Here is a 14,470-nt window from a genome sequence, read left to right on the forward strand (position 1 = left end):
ATGCCGGCGCGCACGCCTGACTAAGCGTCGCTGCCGGGCTTTCCGGCGTTCGCGGTGCGGGGCCCTAAAAGCGCCGACACCGGAACTCGCAGTTTGGCCTCTGACAGACATGGTGCCCAATGTGGCCGATGACTTGTTCGAATGGACTGCTGCTGATGGGCATGCTCAGCCTCGGCGGATGCGTGCAGGTGGGGCCCGACTTTGCGCCGCAGCGCGTCGACTGGTCCAGTCAGTGGGACACGCCGGCGCTGCGGCAGGCCACCGAATCCGGCACCCAGCCGGATGCGCGGCAATGGTGGCGCATTTTCAACGACCCCGTTCTTGAATCCCTGATTGCCCAAGCGGACGCGAACAATCCGGGCGTGCAGGTGGCCGGCCTGCAGATCATGGAAGCGCGCGCCCAGCTGGGCATCGCGCGCAGCGGCCTGTTTCCGCAGTCCCAGGTTGTGGGCGCGGACGCGCTGTACCAGCATCGCGCGTCGCGCTCGGCCGAGGGCAATCCCCGCCCAAGCAGTTTCTGGCAATACAGCGCGGGCTTCAACATCGGCTGGGAGCTGGATTTCTGGGGCCGGTTTTCCCGCGCCATCGAGTCCGCCGACGCGGCCTACTTCGCCGCCGAAGCCAATCGCGAAGACGTGCTGGTGCTGCTGCACGCGCAGGTCGCCGAAAGCTATTACGCGCTGCGCACGGCCGAGGCGCGGCTGCGCATTGCCCGCGACAATGCGGCGATCCAGAAGCGCAGCTACGAGATCACCGAACGCCTGTTCAAAAGCGGCGAGACCGACGAACTGGACCTGCAGCAGGCCCGCACGCAATACCTGGGCACGCTCAGCACCATCCCGGAATTCGAAAGCCAGATCGCGCGCACGCGCAATGCGCTGGCGGTGCTGGTCGGCAAGCCTCCTGGTCCGATGCCCGAATTGCCCGACCTGGCATCCAAAGAGGCCGTGATTCCGCTGATCGACAAAGCTGTCCTGCAGGACGTGCCCGCAAACCTGCTGCTGCGGCGCCCGGACATCCGCGCCGCCGAACTGCGTATCGCGGCGCAGTCCGCGCAGGTGGGGGTGGCCAAGGCGGAGCTCTACCCCTCGCTGACGCTGCTGGGGAGCATTGTCTGGACCGCCACGTCGCTGGCCGGCACGTCGGGCGGCGCGGCGCTGCTTGCCGGTCACAGCCTGAACTGGAACGTGTTCGACCACGGCCGGATCACCAACACGGTGCGCCTGCAGGACGCGCGCCTCCAGCAGCTTATCGTCATCTACCAGGACGCCGTGCGTCAGGCGGCGCGCGAAGCCGACGACGCGGCCACGGGGCTCATCAAGGCGCTGGAGCGGGACGGCATTCTTTATGACTCGGCGCTTGCGGCCAAGCGTTCGCTGACGCTGGCCAATGCGCTGTACCGCGAGGGATATTCCGATTTCCAGCGGGTACTGGACGCCCAGCGCGCGCTGGCGACCCAGCAGGACACCTATCTGGTGAACCGGGGAAACGCCGTGAGCGACCTGATCGCGCTGTACAAGGCGGTGGGCGGCGGCTGGTATAGCGGCCAGCCGGTGATCGATCCAGCCACACGGGACCAGATGCAGCAACGCACCAATTGGGGCGACCTGCTGACCGAAGCCGGGCGCCCCGCCCCGGCCTCCGCGATTTCCAAGACCACGAGGCGATCCGATGACTAGTCCCCGGTCCGCGCCGCCATCGGGCAGCCCAGCCAGCCCCGCGCCCGCAGCCAGTCCCCCGCCGCCCGCCGCGCCGCCGCCCGCGCCGGATCCCGCCCGCAAAGGTATCCGGTGGGTCGTCGTGGTGATCGTCCTCAGCCTGGTCTGGTATCTGCTGGCGGACCGCTATACGCCCTACACGCAGCAGGCGCGGGTGGAGGCCTTCGTGGTCCCGGTGGCGTCCGAAGTGGCGGGCCGGGTGACCCAGGTTCGCGTGCGCAACAACCAGGACGTCCCGGCGGGCGCCGTGCTGTTCGACGTCGACGCCGAGCAGTACCGCATCGCCTTGGACCGTGCGCGGGCCGACCTGGACGCCACGCGCCGCCAGATCGGCGCCAGCACCGCCGGCATCGATTCGGCGCAAGCGTCATTGCGCGCGGCGCAAGCCAACGAGGTCCGCGCGCGCCAGGACAGCACCCGCCTCGAGCGCCTGTACAGCGACGACCGGGGCACGGTCTCGCTGCGCCGCCTGGAGATCGCGCGGGCCAACCTGGCGCAGGCGGTCAGCCAGGTTGCGGCCGCGCGCGCCGAGGTGCAGCGGGCGCGCGAGCAGGAAGGCGGCAGCGAAGAAGACAACGCCAAGCTGCGCAGTGCCGCCGCCGCCGTCGCAAAGGCCGAGCTGGACCTTGCCAACACGCAGGTGCGCGCGCCCGCGGCCGGCCTGGTCACAGACCTGCGCACCGATGTGGGCCAGTTCGCGGCGGCGGGCAAGCCCGTCATGACGCTCATCGCCATCCATGACGTGTGGATCAACGCGGAAATGACCGAGAACAATCTGGGACACGTCGACCCCGGCACGCCGGTGGCGATCATCCTGGACGCGCTGCCCGGCCGGATCTTCGAGGGCCGGGTGCGCAGCGTGGGCTATGGCGTAAGCGTTGGCACGCCCACGCAGCCCGGCAGCCTGCCCACGGTGCAGAACAGCCGCGACTGGCTGCGTCCGGCGCAGCGCTTCCCAGTGGCCATCGACCTCGATCCCGGGCAGCTCCCCTCCCTGCGCGGCATTCGCGTGGGCGGACAGGCGGAAGTGATGGCATTTCCCCAGCCGGGCAATCCGCTCAATCCGCTGGGGCGCCTGTATTTGCGGCTGATGAGCTGGCTTTCCTATGCGTACTGACGACCGCCCCGCTCCCCGCGACCCGCGCGGCCAGCGCGCCCTGCGACTGGGCGTCGGGACGGCGCTGTGCCTGGCGATCAGTTTCGGGCTGGACATGCCGATCCCGATGGTCGCGCCCGTGCTGGGCGTCTTCCTGCTGGCGCAGATGAACCGGCCGCTGTCCCTGAAGGCCGGCGTGGGCCTGGCGCTGGTGGCGGCGTTCACCACGGGCACGGGCCTCGTGCTCATCCCGTTGCTGCGCTATTACCCGGCCGCCGGCGTCCTGATCGTCGGCCTGTGCCTGTTCCTCGCGTTCCGTCATGGGCTGCGCGGGGGCAACAACCTGGTGTCGACGTTTCTCATCATCGGCCTGACCATGATTTCGGCGGCGGGCACCTTCGACTTCGGTCTGGCCGTGACGGTGATCGAGGCGCTGGTCAAAGGCCTGCTGCTCGCGGCGCTGATGCTGGGCGTCTGCCACGCGCTGTTCCCGGATCCGCCTGGCCTTCCGGCCCCGCCGCCCCCGCCCGTGCTATCTGCGGGCGAGGCTAACCGCATGGCCCTGCGCGCGGCGCTGGTGGTGCTGCCGGCTTTCCTGTTGGCAATGACCGATCCGCTGGGCTACATGCCCATCATCCTGAAGGCGGTCAGCCTGGGAAGGCAGAGCTGCGTCACGGCTGCGCATGGCGCGGCGCGCGAAATACTCGGTTCCACCCTGCTGGCCGGCGTGCTTGCCGTGGCGTTCTGGATCGGACTCAGGCCGTTTCCCAGCCTGTGGATGTACTTCCTTTGGATGCTGCTGTTCGCGCTGGTGATCGCCCGCAAGCTGTATCGGCTAAGCCCCACGCCGCACGCCCCGAGCTTCTGGTTGAACACCCTGATCACGCTCATCATCCTGCTTGGCCAGTCGGTCCAGGACAGCATTGCGGGCAATGATGTCTACACGGCCTTCGCCATTCGCATGGGTCTGTTCATCGCGGTCACGCTGTATGCGTGCCTGATGCTGCAGTTGCTTGAACCCCGGCCGCGCGGACCGGGCTTTTCCGCACGCCATCCGTTCTCACGCCTTAAAAGGAGTCCGCCATGAGTGTCCAAGACATGCCTACCCCCCCTGCGCCAGCGATGGGCTGGCGCTTCAAGTGCGGAATCGCCCTCTTCATCCTGGCTTTCGCGCTCTGGTTCCTTATCCCGATTGGCGCCGTGATGGACATCCCGGGGTCACGCATCGCGGCGTTGACGGGCGCCATCTTCATCGCCAACAAGGTGCTGCTCATCACTTGCATCGCCGTCATGGGCAAAGAGGGATTCCAGCAGCTCAAGGCCATCATCGGCGGTCACGCGAAGAAACTGGCGCCCGTGCAGAAGGTGGGGCCGGTGCGCCATGCGATCGGCATGGTGATGTTCATCCTGCCGCTGCTGACCTCGATGCTCGAACCTTATGTCGACCAGATCTGGCCGGGCCTGCGCCCCCGGATATGGCAGGCGCAGCTGCTGGGCGACGTCATGCTGGTGGCCAGCTTCTTCGTTCTGGGCGGCGATTTCTGGAACAAGCTGCGGGCGTTGTTCGTACGGTCGGTCTAGCTCACGCGTCGCCCTTGTCCGCATCCGGCGCGCGGGGCGTGGCGGTGAGCCGCTGCGCCATGAAATCCAGGAACTCCTTGGCCAGCGGCGGCAAGGTGCGCCCCTGCAGCGTCACCGCCTGAATGCTGCGCTGGCGCATCTCGGGGTTGCTGAACGGCACCGCGGCCAGCGCAGCCCCCTGCGGGTCGCCCATCAGCGTCAGGTAGCCCGTCAGCGCCACGATGCGGCTGCCCGGCAGCATGGGCAAGAAGGCCGCCGAATTGTTCGATACGTAGGCCGGCTCGATGTGCAGCCCGGCGTTGGCGCAGGCGTTGTCGAATAACTGGCGGACGGTCGTGCCGGTATCGCCCACCGACACCGGCACCTCCGCCAGGTCACGAAGGCTGACCGTGCGGCGGCTGGCAAGCGGATGCCGCCGGCACATCACCGCGTACACCGGGGCCCGGGTCAGCAGCTCGGTCTTGAGCCGATCGTCCTGTGCCACCGTGTAATGCAGCGCGATCTGGGACAGCCCCTCCAGAATCCGGCGAATCACCTCTTCCGGCCGATCCACCTGCAGATGAAAGCGCGCCTCGGGCCGCATCTGCTTGAAGTCGGCCATGCACATCGGCATGAAACGGTGCGCGAAGCCCTCGCTGCAGGCCAGCCGGATGGTGACGTCGCCCAGCGCACTGCGCCGCCGGATCTCGGTGGTGACGCGTTCGGCCTCCAGGGCGGCGGCCCGGGCGTAGGCGGCCAGTTGCAAGCCTGCCTCGCTGAGCTCCATGCCGCGCGCCTGACGCTCGAACAGCACGATGCCCAAGCTGTCCTCCAGCTTGGCGATCTGCCGGCTCACGGCGGACGCCGCCACGTGCAGGGCCGCCGCCGCGCCCGCGATCGATCCGCAGCGCGCGACTTCCAGGAAATATCTGAGGCCTAGGGAAATCATGGCGGGCTCCCGAAGACATGCCATTTAAGCAACGTAAAAGTGCGAAATATCTAATTGTGGCACGTTAAGAAGCGCAATAAATTTGTGCTTCCAACCCCCGCACCGAGAACCGCCATGACCCGCGAACAAGCCATTCTCCACGCCGTACAAGCGTATGACAGCGGCGTCCTTCTGGACACCCTGGCGCGCCGGGTCGCATTTGCGACCGAAAGCGAAGTGCCCACGCAGGCGGCGGCGCAGCATGCATACCTGAAGGACGAACTGGTTCCGCGCCTGTCGGCGCTGGGCTTTTCCTGTGAGGTGCACGCGAATCCGGCCGGGGTGGACCTGCCGATCCTGGTCGCGCGCCGCATCGAAGCGGCCGAATTGCCCACGGTTCTCATGTATGGCCACGGTGACGTGGTGCGGGGCAATGCCGCCAAATGGGAATCCGGCCGCGACCCCTGGCAGCTCAAGGTCGAAGGCGACCGCTGGTACGGGCGCGGCACGGCCGACAACAAGGGTCAGCATTCGATCAACCTTGAAGCGCTGTCCCGCGTCATTGATGCGCGCGGCGGCGCGCTCGGTTTCAATACCATCTGGCTCATCGAAACCGGCGAGGAAGCCGGCTCGCCGGGTCTGTCCGACTTCTGCAAGACGCACCGCAATCTCCTGGCCGCCGACGTCTTCATCGCCAGCGACGGACCGCGCCTGAACGCCGCCCGGCCCACGCTGTTCATGGGCTCGCGCGGCGCGATCAATTTCGAACTCAGGGTGCGGTCACGGGACCGCGGCTACCACTCCGGCAACTGGGGCGGACTGCTCGCCAATCCGGCCATCCGCCTGTCGCACGCCATCAGCTCGCTCGTGGACGCCAACGGCCGCATCGCCGTCCCCGGGCTGCGTCCCCCGCCCATCCCCGCCGCGGTCGCCCAGGCCCTGGCCGACCTTGAAGTCGGCGGCGGGCAAGACGATCCGGCCATCAACACGTGGTGGGGCGAACCCGGCCTGACCTCGCCTGAAAAGGTGTTTGGCTGGAACAGCCTGGACGTGCTGACCTTCGGCGCGGGCGACCCGGCCAAGCCCGTGAACGCCATCCCCCCCGAAGCCGTGGCCTGGTGCCAGTTGCGCTTCGTGGTGGGCACCGACTGGCGCGGCCTGCAGGATCATGTGGCCGATCATCTGCGCCAGCTTGGCCTTGCCGACGTGGAAGTGCGCATCGGCATGCAGGCGGGCGCAACGCGCCTGTCGCCAGACACCCCGTGGGTACGCTGGGCCGCCGCCTCGCTGGAACACACCACCGGCAAGCGCCCGGCGCTCCTGCCCAACCTGGGCGGCTCCCTGCCCAACGACATCTTTGCCGACCAGCTTGGCCTGCCCACCCTGTGGGTCCCACATTCCTACCCCGCCTGCGCGCAGCACGCGCCCAACGAGCATCTGCTGGGCAGCGTCGCCCGGGAAGGCCTGGCCATCATGGCCGGCCTGTTCTGGGACCTGGGAACCCAGGGCGCCGACGTACTCGAACAAGCCTGCGCCCAATCGTCCACTTACGCCTGACAAGACCGAGCCCCGCCATGACCGCCAGATTTCGCACCGCCCTGTTGGCGTTGACCCTTGCCGCCACCGCCGCCCACGCCCAAGACGCCCACGCGGCCTATCCGGACCAGGCCATCAAGATCGTTGTCCCCTTCACACCCGGCGGCGCCACCGATGCGGTGGCGCGCCTGCTTGCCACCAAGCTGTCGGGGAAGTTCGGCCAGCCCGTCATCGTTGAAAACCGCCCCGGCGCCTCGACGCTCATCGGCGCCGAAGCGGTCGCCCGCGCCAAGCCGGACGGCTACACGTTGATGCTGTCGGGCAGCACAACCTACAGCGTCCTGCCGGCACTCAAGCCCGCGTTGCCCTACGATCCCGTGCGCAGCTTCGAGCACGTGGGCATCGTCGCGATGGCCCCCGTCGTGCTGCTGGCGCAGAATTCGCTGCCCGCGGCCACGCCTCACGAGGCGGCCGAACTCGCGCGCCAGCAGACTGCCAAGGGCGGCCTGATGTACGGCACGTTCGGACCGGGATCCGCCCCCCACCTGACGGGCGAAATGTTCGCCCAGGCAGCCGGCGCCAAAATGGTGCCGGTTCCCTACAAGGGAAGCGCGCAGCTCATCACCGCGCTGATCGGCGGCGAGATCGCCCTGGCCGTGGACACGGTGTCGGCGTCGGCGGCCCAGGCGCGCGCCGGCAAGGTCCGCGCGCTGGCCGTCACCGGCGATCAACGCATGCCGCAATTGCCGGACGTGCCGACCTTCGCGGAAGCCGGCATGGCGGATGTGTCGTTCGTGGGCTGGTACGGCCTGGTCGCGCCGGCCCAGACGCCATCCACCGTCATGCACACGCTGAACCGGGCCATGACGGAAATCATGCACGACGAACAAGTGCGCAAGAGCGTATCGGACCTGTCGCTCAACCCCGTCTTCCTGCCTGGCCAGGCCTTCAGGGACCAGATCACGATCGAGATCGCCAGATTCAGCGCCGTCGCCCAGCGTGCAGGCATTACGCTTGAGTGACCGCAACACGGGACGCCCACCGGCGTCCCGCCTGCTTTGCGTGCCGCGTCATCAATCCGGCACCATGCTGCTGATCTTGGATCCTTCCAGCCCCATCCCCGCCATCAGGCCCTGCTCGCCAAACGGCACCGCGTACACGTCCTGCGTCAGGGTCGTGGTCGAGATGCTGGCAGCATAGCCCTGGTCGACCACGACCAGGCTCGGGCCCGCGCCCAGCGCCCAGCCGTCGCTCTGATTCAGATACGCCAGCGCGGGCTCGTTCATGAAGAACAGCGCGTACGAGAACTGTTGCGCGCCCGCCTGCAGTCCGAACGACAGCGCCGAGATCGAATAAAAGCCCTCGACCTGACCGCGCCGGATCAAGGCGCCCGAGCCGCGCTCGCCACCCACCAGGAAACCGCCCTTGATGATGTTGGGAAACACCAGCACCGCAACGGCCTTGTCGCCCAGTTGGCGGATGCGCGGGTCCTGCGTGTAAAGCTGCTCTAGCGCCGCCGTTGCGTCGGCGCTTATCTCCGCCGCCGACGCCGCCCGCGCGGACGGGGAGACGCTGATCAGGGCGGAAAAAGACAAAAGGCTGGCACAAAGCCAGCCAACGAATTTCACAGGCAACACGGACGCTCGGTTCATACGGCCTCCCCGGTTAGACAGGGCGAGCGCCCGATGCGCTCGCCCGACCTGCCGGCTCAGTATTCGAGAGGCGTCCCGCGGGTGTCAATGGTCCTTGCTTACCCGTGCTGCCGCGCCCCTCATACCTTGGGCGGCGTCGTCTCCCGTTCCGGATGGCGATGTTTGCCCAAGGCGGCAATGAACGCTTGCGGATCCTCGCCGCCCAGCAGCAGTCCGCCATCGTTCGGATCGGGGTCGATGCCCGCCGCGGCGTACACCTGAACGCCGTCGCCGACACCCATCAGCGTCTTGCCGTGGCGATAGGCGTCGCGCAGGAACTCCAGCGCCCGTCCGTCGGCCGCCAGGCGTTGCACGGCGTCGGCGCCACCGACAACCACCGCGCCGTCAAACACCACGGACGGATGGTTGTCCAGCGACGCATCCGCATCGAACGCGCCGCCCTCGCCCGTCTGCATCGGACCAATGCGCTGGCCCACCAGCCGCACGACGGCGCCTGCCTGCATGAGCGCGTCTGCCACGGCGGACAGCGCCTTGCCGTCCACGCCTTCCGCCGCCAGGATGGCGACCTTGCGCGTCGCCACGCCGCCGTCGCCAGGGCGGGCGGTCAGCGACAGCGAGGGCGACACCTGCACTTCGGACTTGGGCGGAGTCTTCGTCGCGCGCGGCAAGGGATCCGGCAAGGGCATGCCGATCTCATCGGCCACGCCCTGCGCCAGTTCGTCCGACACATTGCGCAGGGAAGCGACCATGCGCTCGCGGATCTGCGGCACCGTCACCTTGCTGAGCTCGAACGCGAAGGCGTCGATGATGTGCTTGCGTTCCCAGGCGGTCTGGCTGTCGTAGAACAGCGTGGCCTGGTTGTAGTGCTCGGCAAACTTTTCCGGATGTCCGCGCAGTTCGTCGCTCGTCACCGGCTCCGGAAACGACACGAAGCCGTCCATTCCCGCCTGGAACGGACAGCCGCCGGCAAGGGAATTGGGCTCGTAGGACACGCGGCCCCGATGAATAGTCTGGCGATGCATGCCATCGCGCTGGTTGTTGTGCACCGGCGCCAGCGGCGCGTTGATGGGGATCTCGTGGAAGTTCGGGCCGCCCAGGCGCGAGATCTGCGTGTCGACGTAGGAATGGATGCGGCCAGCCAGCAGGGGGTCGTTCGTAAAGTCCACGCCGGGCACCACATGCGCGGCGCAGAAGGCCACCTGCTCGGTCTCGGCAAAGAAGTTGTCTGGGTTGCGATCCAGAACCATGCGGCCGATGGGCACGACCGGCACCAGTTCCTCGGGCACGATCTTGGTGGCGTCCAGCACGTCGAAGCTGAAGCCTTCGGCCTGGTCTTCCGTGAAGACCTGCACGCCCAGCTCCCATTGCGGACCATGACCCGCGTCGATGGCTTCCCAGAGGTCGCGGCGGTGATAGTCAGGGTCTGCGCCCGACACCTTGACCGCCTCGTTCCACACTTGCGAGTGCGTCCCCAGGATGGGATTCCAGTGGAATTTCACCAGGCGCGACTCACCCTGCGCGTTGACGAACCGGAACGTGTGCACGCCAAAGCCCTGCATCATCCGGTAGCTGCGCGGGATCGCGCGGTCCGACATCACCCACATCAGCATGTGGGTGGACTCGGGCATGAGCGACACGAAGTCCCAGAAGGTATCGTGCGCGGACGCGGCCTGCGGCATGCCATGGTGCGGCTCGGGCTTGACCGCGTGGACCAGGTCCGGGAATTTCATCGCATCCTGGATGAAGAACACCGGCATGTTGTTGCCCACCAGGTCCCAGTTGCCCTCGTCGGTATAGAACTTGACGGCAAAGCCACGCACGTCGCGCGCCGTGTCCTTGGATCCGCGCTCGCCCGCCACCGTCGAAAAGCGCACGAACACCGGCGTGCGCTTGCCGGCCTCGGCAAACAGCGACGCGGCGGTCAGGTCGGTCAGCGGCTTGTAGCACTCGAAGTAGCCGTGGGCCGCCGAGCCGCGGGCGTGCACGATGCGCTCGGGAATCCGCTCATGGTCGAAGTGCGTGATCTTCTCGCGAAGGATGAAATCCTTCAGCAGCGCCGGCCCGCGCAGGCCAGCCTTGAGCGAATGCTGGTTGTCGCTGACGCGCACGCCCTGATTGGTGGTCAGTTCCTGGCCGCCGCCGTCCGCGCGCACGCGCGGCAGTTGGCCGTCGACACGGTTCACGCCCGGGGTCGCGGCGTCGCCGGTCTTGTCCGACACTTCCTTTTCGGACAGCGAGCTTGCGCCGACGGCGGGGTCCACGGCGCCCACGTGCGCGCCGGCGTACGGGCAACGCGCGGCCTGCTCGCCGTACTCGGCTTCCTTGTTGGTGTTATGGGGCATGGCGCCCACGGTGGCGCCCACCGCTGCCGCGCGCTTGAGCGCGGGGTGGCTCGGCTTGCCGGCCGGTCCGCTTGCGGGACCGCTGTCGGTGTTCATGTAGGCGGTGTCCAGTGCACCGCCCTGGCCGGCCTTGGCTGGCTTTTTGCTTGCCATGAGTCTTTCTCCTTAATGGGTCAGCATCGAGTCGCGCGCCTGTTCGGCGCGGGATGCGCCAATGGCGGTCTCGACCTTCTTCACTTCTTCGGGCGGCGGCAGCACGGCGGGGAAGCCGAGCGACTCGATCCACAGTTCGCGCGACCAGCCCTGCGTGTGATAGAGGTGGTGGTCCTCGTCGGTCGCCACCGCGTCGTAGGCTTGCTTGAGGATCTTGGCCTGCTCGCCCGACTGCTGCTCGGCAATCAACCCGATCAACGACCAATTGGCGTGATCCTTGGTCTCGGCCAGCACCACGCATTCGGTGGCCACGAGCTGCGCGGCTTCGGGATCGCCGGCCGAAATGGCCATCTTCATGGCCTTCACCAACGATTCGCCCAAGTGCCGCACCACGTCGCGGCCCGGCGACTTGGCCTGCGGGTCGAGCTTCAGTTGCTCGAAGACGGTCAGCAGCACGCGGCGATGCGTGCGCGTTTCTTCCAGATAGCCCAGCCATTCCTTCTTCAGGTCTTCGTTGATGGCACACGACACGGCGGTCTCGTAGATGGCGAGGCCGCCAATTTCGGTTTCCAGGGCCTGGTACAGCAGTTCCTTGATCTGATCGGCGTTTCCGGCTTTGCGCTTCATGGTTGGGCTCCTTGTGGTAGGTCATCAACGATCCGCACGCGGCGATCGTTCCGGATGGAGGCGCGAACCCAGCAATTGCCGTTCCTGCGATGGAAAAGCGCCTGCAAACGCCGCGCAGACGGGCGTTGCGGGGCGTCGCGGGGGCCGGCCGATCCGCACACGTTGCGCATCGCCCGGAAGAAAATACAAAGCCCCGCGCGCCGGACGCGCCGCCGATTCCCGTAGAATCAGGGTCGTTACCCATCAAAGCGCCAGCGCGCCGCGCCCTCACACAGGGTCGGCAACGTGCGCAAGACGTGCAGCCGCATGACCCTGAATGACCTCTGCGCAATCGCGATGGCCTTGCTGCTGACTTACGCCGGCATGGCTTGCCTGGCCCTGGCCACCCCCCGCCACTACCACCAAGTCTGGACGCGCAATCCCCGTGCGGCCCACACGCGCGTGCTGCGCGGCGCTGGCGCACTGCTGATGGGGCTGGCGATCCTGCCTTGCGTCGGACTGTGGGGCGATGCGCTGGGCATGATGGTCTGGCTGGGCTGGCTCTGCGCGGGCGCGCTGCTGTGGTTTGGCAAACTGTCCTGGACGCCACGGCCTGCCGCAGGCGCTGCCGCCCTGGCGGTGGCGATATCCCTGGTGGGCGTGGGCATCGGGTTTTGACGGTGTTTTACTGAGCACCTGGCCGCGACCCATCGCAGCATTGCGCAATTTCGCAGACCATTTTGCCTGTTTGACGTCGGTCAACCTGCGCCCAGATGCCAACCATTCAGCACCATATGTGGTGGTAGAGTTTTCGAATTCCACTACATATGGTGCCAACAATGGAAATCCAACACATCCTCAAGCGCGACGGCCGCGTCGTTGCATTCGATAGCGAGAAGATCGCGCAAGCCATGGCGGCGGCGGGCCAAAGCACCGGGGAGTTGGACCTGCAAGGCGCACGCGCCCTGACCGGCACCGTCATCGCAAAGCTGGACGGCAATGTTTGCCCCGGCGTCGAAACCATCCAGAACCGCGTCGAGGAAGCCCTGGTCCAGGCGGGCCATTGGCGCACGGCGCGCGCCTACATCGTCCATCGCGAGCAGCACGCCCGCCTGCGTTCCCTGCGCCACACGCTGGTCGACGTGGAAAGCGCCATGGAAGAGTATCTGGAACAGCGCGACTGGCGCGTGAATGCCAACGCCAACCAGGGATACAGCCTGGGCGGCCTGATCCTGAACGTGGCCGGCAAGGTCACCGCCAACTACTGGCTGTCCAACGTCTTCACGCCCGAAGCCGGCCACGCCCACCGCGAAGGCGACATCCACATCCACGACCTGGACATGCTCAGCGGTTACTGCGCCGGCTGGTCGCTGCGCCAGTTGCTGACCGAAGGCTTCAACGGCATCCCGGGCAAGGTCGAATCCACGCCCCCGAAGCATATGTCGGCCGCCATCGGCCAGATCGTCAACTTCCTGGGCACGCTGCAGAACGAATGGGCCGGTGCGCAGGCATTCAGTTCGTTCGACACCTACATGGCGCCCTTCATCCGCCGCGACGCGATGACCTACGCGGACGTCAAGCAATCCATCCAGGAACTGATCTTCAACCTGAACGTGCCCAGCCGCTGGGGCACGCAGACGCCCTTCACCAACCTGACCTTCGACTGGACTTGCCCGGCCGACCTGAAGGACCAGATCCCGTACGTGGGCGGCGAGGAAATGCCGTTCTCCTACGGCGACCTGCAAGCCGAAATGGACATGATCAACCGCGCCTACATCGAGGTCATGATGGCCGGCGACGCGAAGGGCCGCGTGTTCACGTTCCCCATCCCCACCTACAACATCACGCCGGATTTCGACTGGGACCACCCGAACACCGAGCGCCTCTTTGAAATGACGGCGCGCTATGGGCTGCCCTACTTCCAGAACTTCCTGAATTCCGACCTGGAACCGCACATGGTGCGCTCGATGTGCTGCCGCCTGCAGCTCGACCTGCGCGAACTCTTGAAGCGCGGCAACGGGCTCTTCGGCTCGGCCGAGCAGACCGGGTCGGTCGGCGTGGTGACCGTGAACTGCGCCCGCCTGGGCCATACGTGCCGCGGCGACGAGGCACGCCTGATGGAACGCCTGGACTATCTGCTGGCGCTGGGCCGCGATGTCCTGGAAACCAAGCGCAAGGTGGTGCAGCGCTACATCGACCAGGGGCTCTACCCCTACACCCGCCGCTACCTGGGCACGTTGCGCAACCACTTCAGCACGCTGGGCGTGAACGGCATCAACGAGATGATCCGCAACTTCACCGACGACGCCGAAGACGTGACCACGCCCGCCGGCCACGCCTTTGCCGTGCGCCTGCTGGATCGCGTGCGCCAGCGCATGACCGAATTCCAGGAAGAAACCGGCCATCTCTACAACCTGGAGGCCACCCCGGCCGAAGGCACCACATACCGGTTTGCCCGCGAAGACCGCAAGCGCTATCCCGGCATCCTGCAAGCGGGCACGGACGCGCAGCCTTACTACACCAACTCCAGCCAGTTGCCGGTGGGCTACACAGACGATCCCTTCCACGCGCTGGAACTGCAGGAGACGCTGCAAAGCAAGTACACGGGCGGCACGGTGCTGCACCTGTACATGAACGAAGCCGTGTCCACCGCCGAGGCCTGCAAACAGCTCGTGCGCCGCGCGCTCACCAACTTCCGCCTGCCCTACATCACCGTCACGCCCACGTTCTCGATCTGCCCGAATCACGGTTATCTGGCGGGGCACCACGAGTTCTGCCCCAAGTGCGACGCGGAGCTGCTGGCCAAGCAATCGGCCTGCTGCACGCCGGCGTAGCGTTTCCGGACCCGGACCGGCGCGTGGCCTCCCGGCGCGCGCTGT

The 14,470-nt window shown here is 66.9% G+C and carries 12 protein-coding genes; 8 read left to right on the forward strand and 4 right to left on the reverse strand.

Going from position 1 to position 14,470, the window contains the following annotated elements:
• The first annotated feature begins 119 nt into the window (after positions 1-119).
• The 4 genes from H4P35_RS14445 to H4P35_RS14460 are packed head-to-tail and all read left to right on the forward strand — an operon-like array spanning position 120 to position 4,395.
• Positions 120-1,679 (forward strand): efflux transporter outer membrane subunit, encoded by a 1,560-nt coding sequence (locus tag H4P35_RS14445; protein ID WP_226846049.1) that lies wholly within the window; start codon positions 120-122, stop codon positions 1,677-1,679.
• On the forward strand, positions 1,672-2,835 hold the full coding sequence (locus H4P35_RS14450) for an HlyD family secretion protein (RefSeq protein ID WP_226846050.1): 1,164 nt from the start codon (positions 1,672-1,674) through the stop codon (positions 2,833-2,835). Before H4P35_RS14445 ends, H4P35_RS14450 begins: the two co-directional genes overlap by 8 nt.
• Positions 2,825-3,901, forward strand: a complete 1,077-nt coding sequence (locus H4P35_RS14455) for a DUF2955 domain-containing protein (protein ID WP_226846051.1) — start codon at positions 2,825-2,827, stop codon at positions 3,899-3,901. Before H4P35_RS14450 ends, H4P35_RS14455 begins: the two co-directional genes overlap by 11 nt.
• Positions 3,902-3,912: 11 nt before the next feature.
• Positions 3,913-4,395 (forward strand): transporter suffix domain-containing protein, encoded by a 483-nt coding sequence (locus H4P35_RS14460; RefSeq protein WP_226846052.1) that lies wholly within the window; start codon positions 3,913-3,915, stop codon positions 4,393-4,395.
• Position 4,396: 1 nt separating this feature from the next.
• On the opposite strand, the gene H4P35_RS14465 is transcribed toward H4P35_RS14460, so the two are convergent.
• On the reverse strand, positions 4,397-5,323 hold the full coding sequence (locus H4P35_RS14465; protein ID WP_152384600.1) for a LysR family transcriptional regulator: 927 nt from the start codon (positions 5,321-5,323) through the stop codon (positions 4,397-4,399).
• Positions 5,324-5,437: 114 nt separating this feature from the next.
• Here H4P35_RS14465 and H4P35_RS14470 point away from each other — a divergent pair, with 114 nt between their 5' ends.
• Positions 5,438-6,859 (forward strand): M20 family metallopeptidase, encoded by a 1,422-nt coding sequence (locus H4P35_RS14470; protein ID WP_226846053.1) that lies wholly within the window; start codon positions 5,438-5,440, stop codon positions 6,857-6,859.
• Positions 6,860-6,876: 17 nt separating this feature from the next.
• Positions 6,877-7,860 (forward strand): tripartite tricarboxylate transporter substrate binding protein, encoded by a 984-nt coding sequence (locus H4P35_RS14475; protein ID WP_056318309.1) that lies wholly within the window; start codon positions 6,877-6,879, stop codon positions 7,858-7,860.
• A gap of 51 nt (positions 7,861-7,911) precedes the next feature.
• Here H4P35_RS14475 and H4P35_RS14480 read toward each other — a convergent pair whose 3' ends face one another.
• The 3 genes from H4P35_RS14480 to H4P35_RS14490 form a co-directional block, all read right to left on the reverse strand.
• Positions 7,912-8,433 carry a YSC84-related protein gene (locus H4P35_RS14480; protein WP_226846054.1) on the reverse strand — a complete coding sequence of 174 codons (522 nt, stop codon included), beginning with the start codon at positions 8,431-8,433 and terminating at the stop codon, positions 7,912-7,914.
• A 176-nt stretch (positions 8,434-8,609) separates the two neighbouring features.
• Positions 8,610-10,985, reverse strand: coding sequence for a catalase (locus tag H4P35_RS14485; protein ID WP_226846055.1), 2,376 nt, complete (start codon positions 10,983-10,985; stop codon positions 8,610-8,612).
• 12 nt (positions 10,986-10,997) lie between these two features.
• Positions 10,998-11,612, reverse strand: a complete 615-nt coding sequence (locus H4P35_RS14490; protein WP_152384605.1) for a hypothetical protein — start codon at positions 11,610-11,612, stop codon at positions 10,998-11,000.
• A 306-nt stretch (positions 11,613-11,918) separates the two neighbouring features.
• On the opposite strand from H4P35_RS14490, the gene H4P35_RS14495 reads away from it, so the two are divergent.
• Together H4P35_RS14495 and H4P35_RS14500 are read left to right on the forward strand one after the other, a co-directional pair.
• A complete protein-coding gene (locus H4P35_RS14495) occupies positions 11,919-12,269 on the forward strand; it encodes a DUF3325 domain-containing protein (RefSeq protein WP_056318298.1) in 351 nt (116 codons plus the stop codon).
• A gap of 161 nt (positions 12,270-12,430) precedes the next feature.
• Positions 12,431-14,425 carry a ribonucleoside triphosphate reductase gene (locus H4P35_RS14500; RefSeq protein WP_056318295.1) on the forward strand — a complete coding sequence of 665 codons (1,995 nt, stop codon included), beginning with the start codon at positions 12,431-12,433 and terminating at the stop codon, positions 14,423-14,425.
• Positions 14,426-14,470: the final 45 nt, after the last annotated feature.

It is taken from the genome of Achromobacter sp. 77 (assembly GCF_020541125.1).
Taxonomy (GTDB): domain Bacteria; phylum Pseudomonadota; class Gammaproteobacteria; order Burkholderiales; family Burkholderiaceae_B; genus Achromobacter; species Achromobacter mucicolens.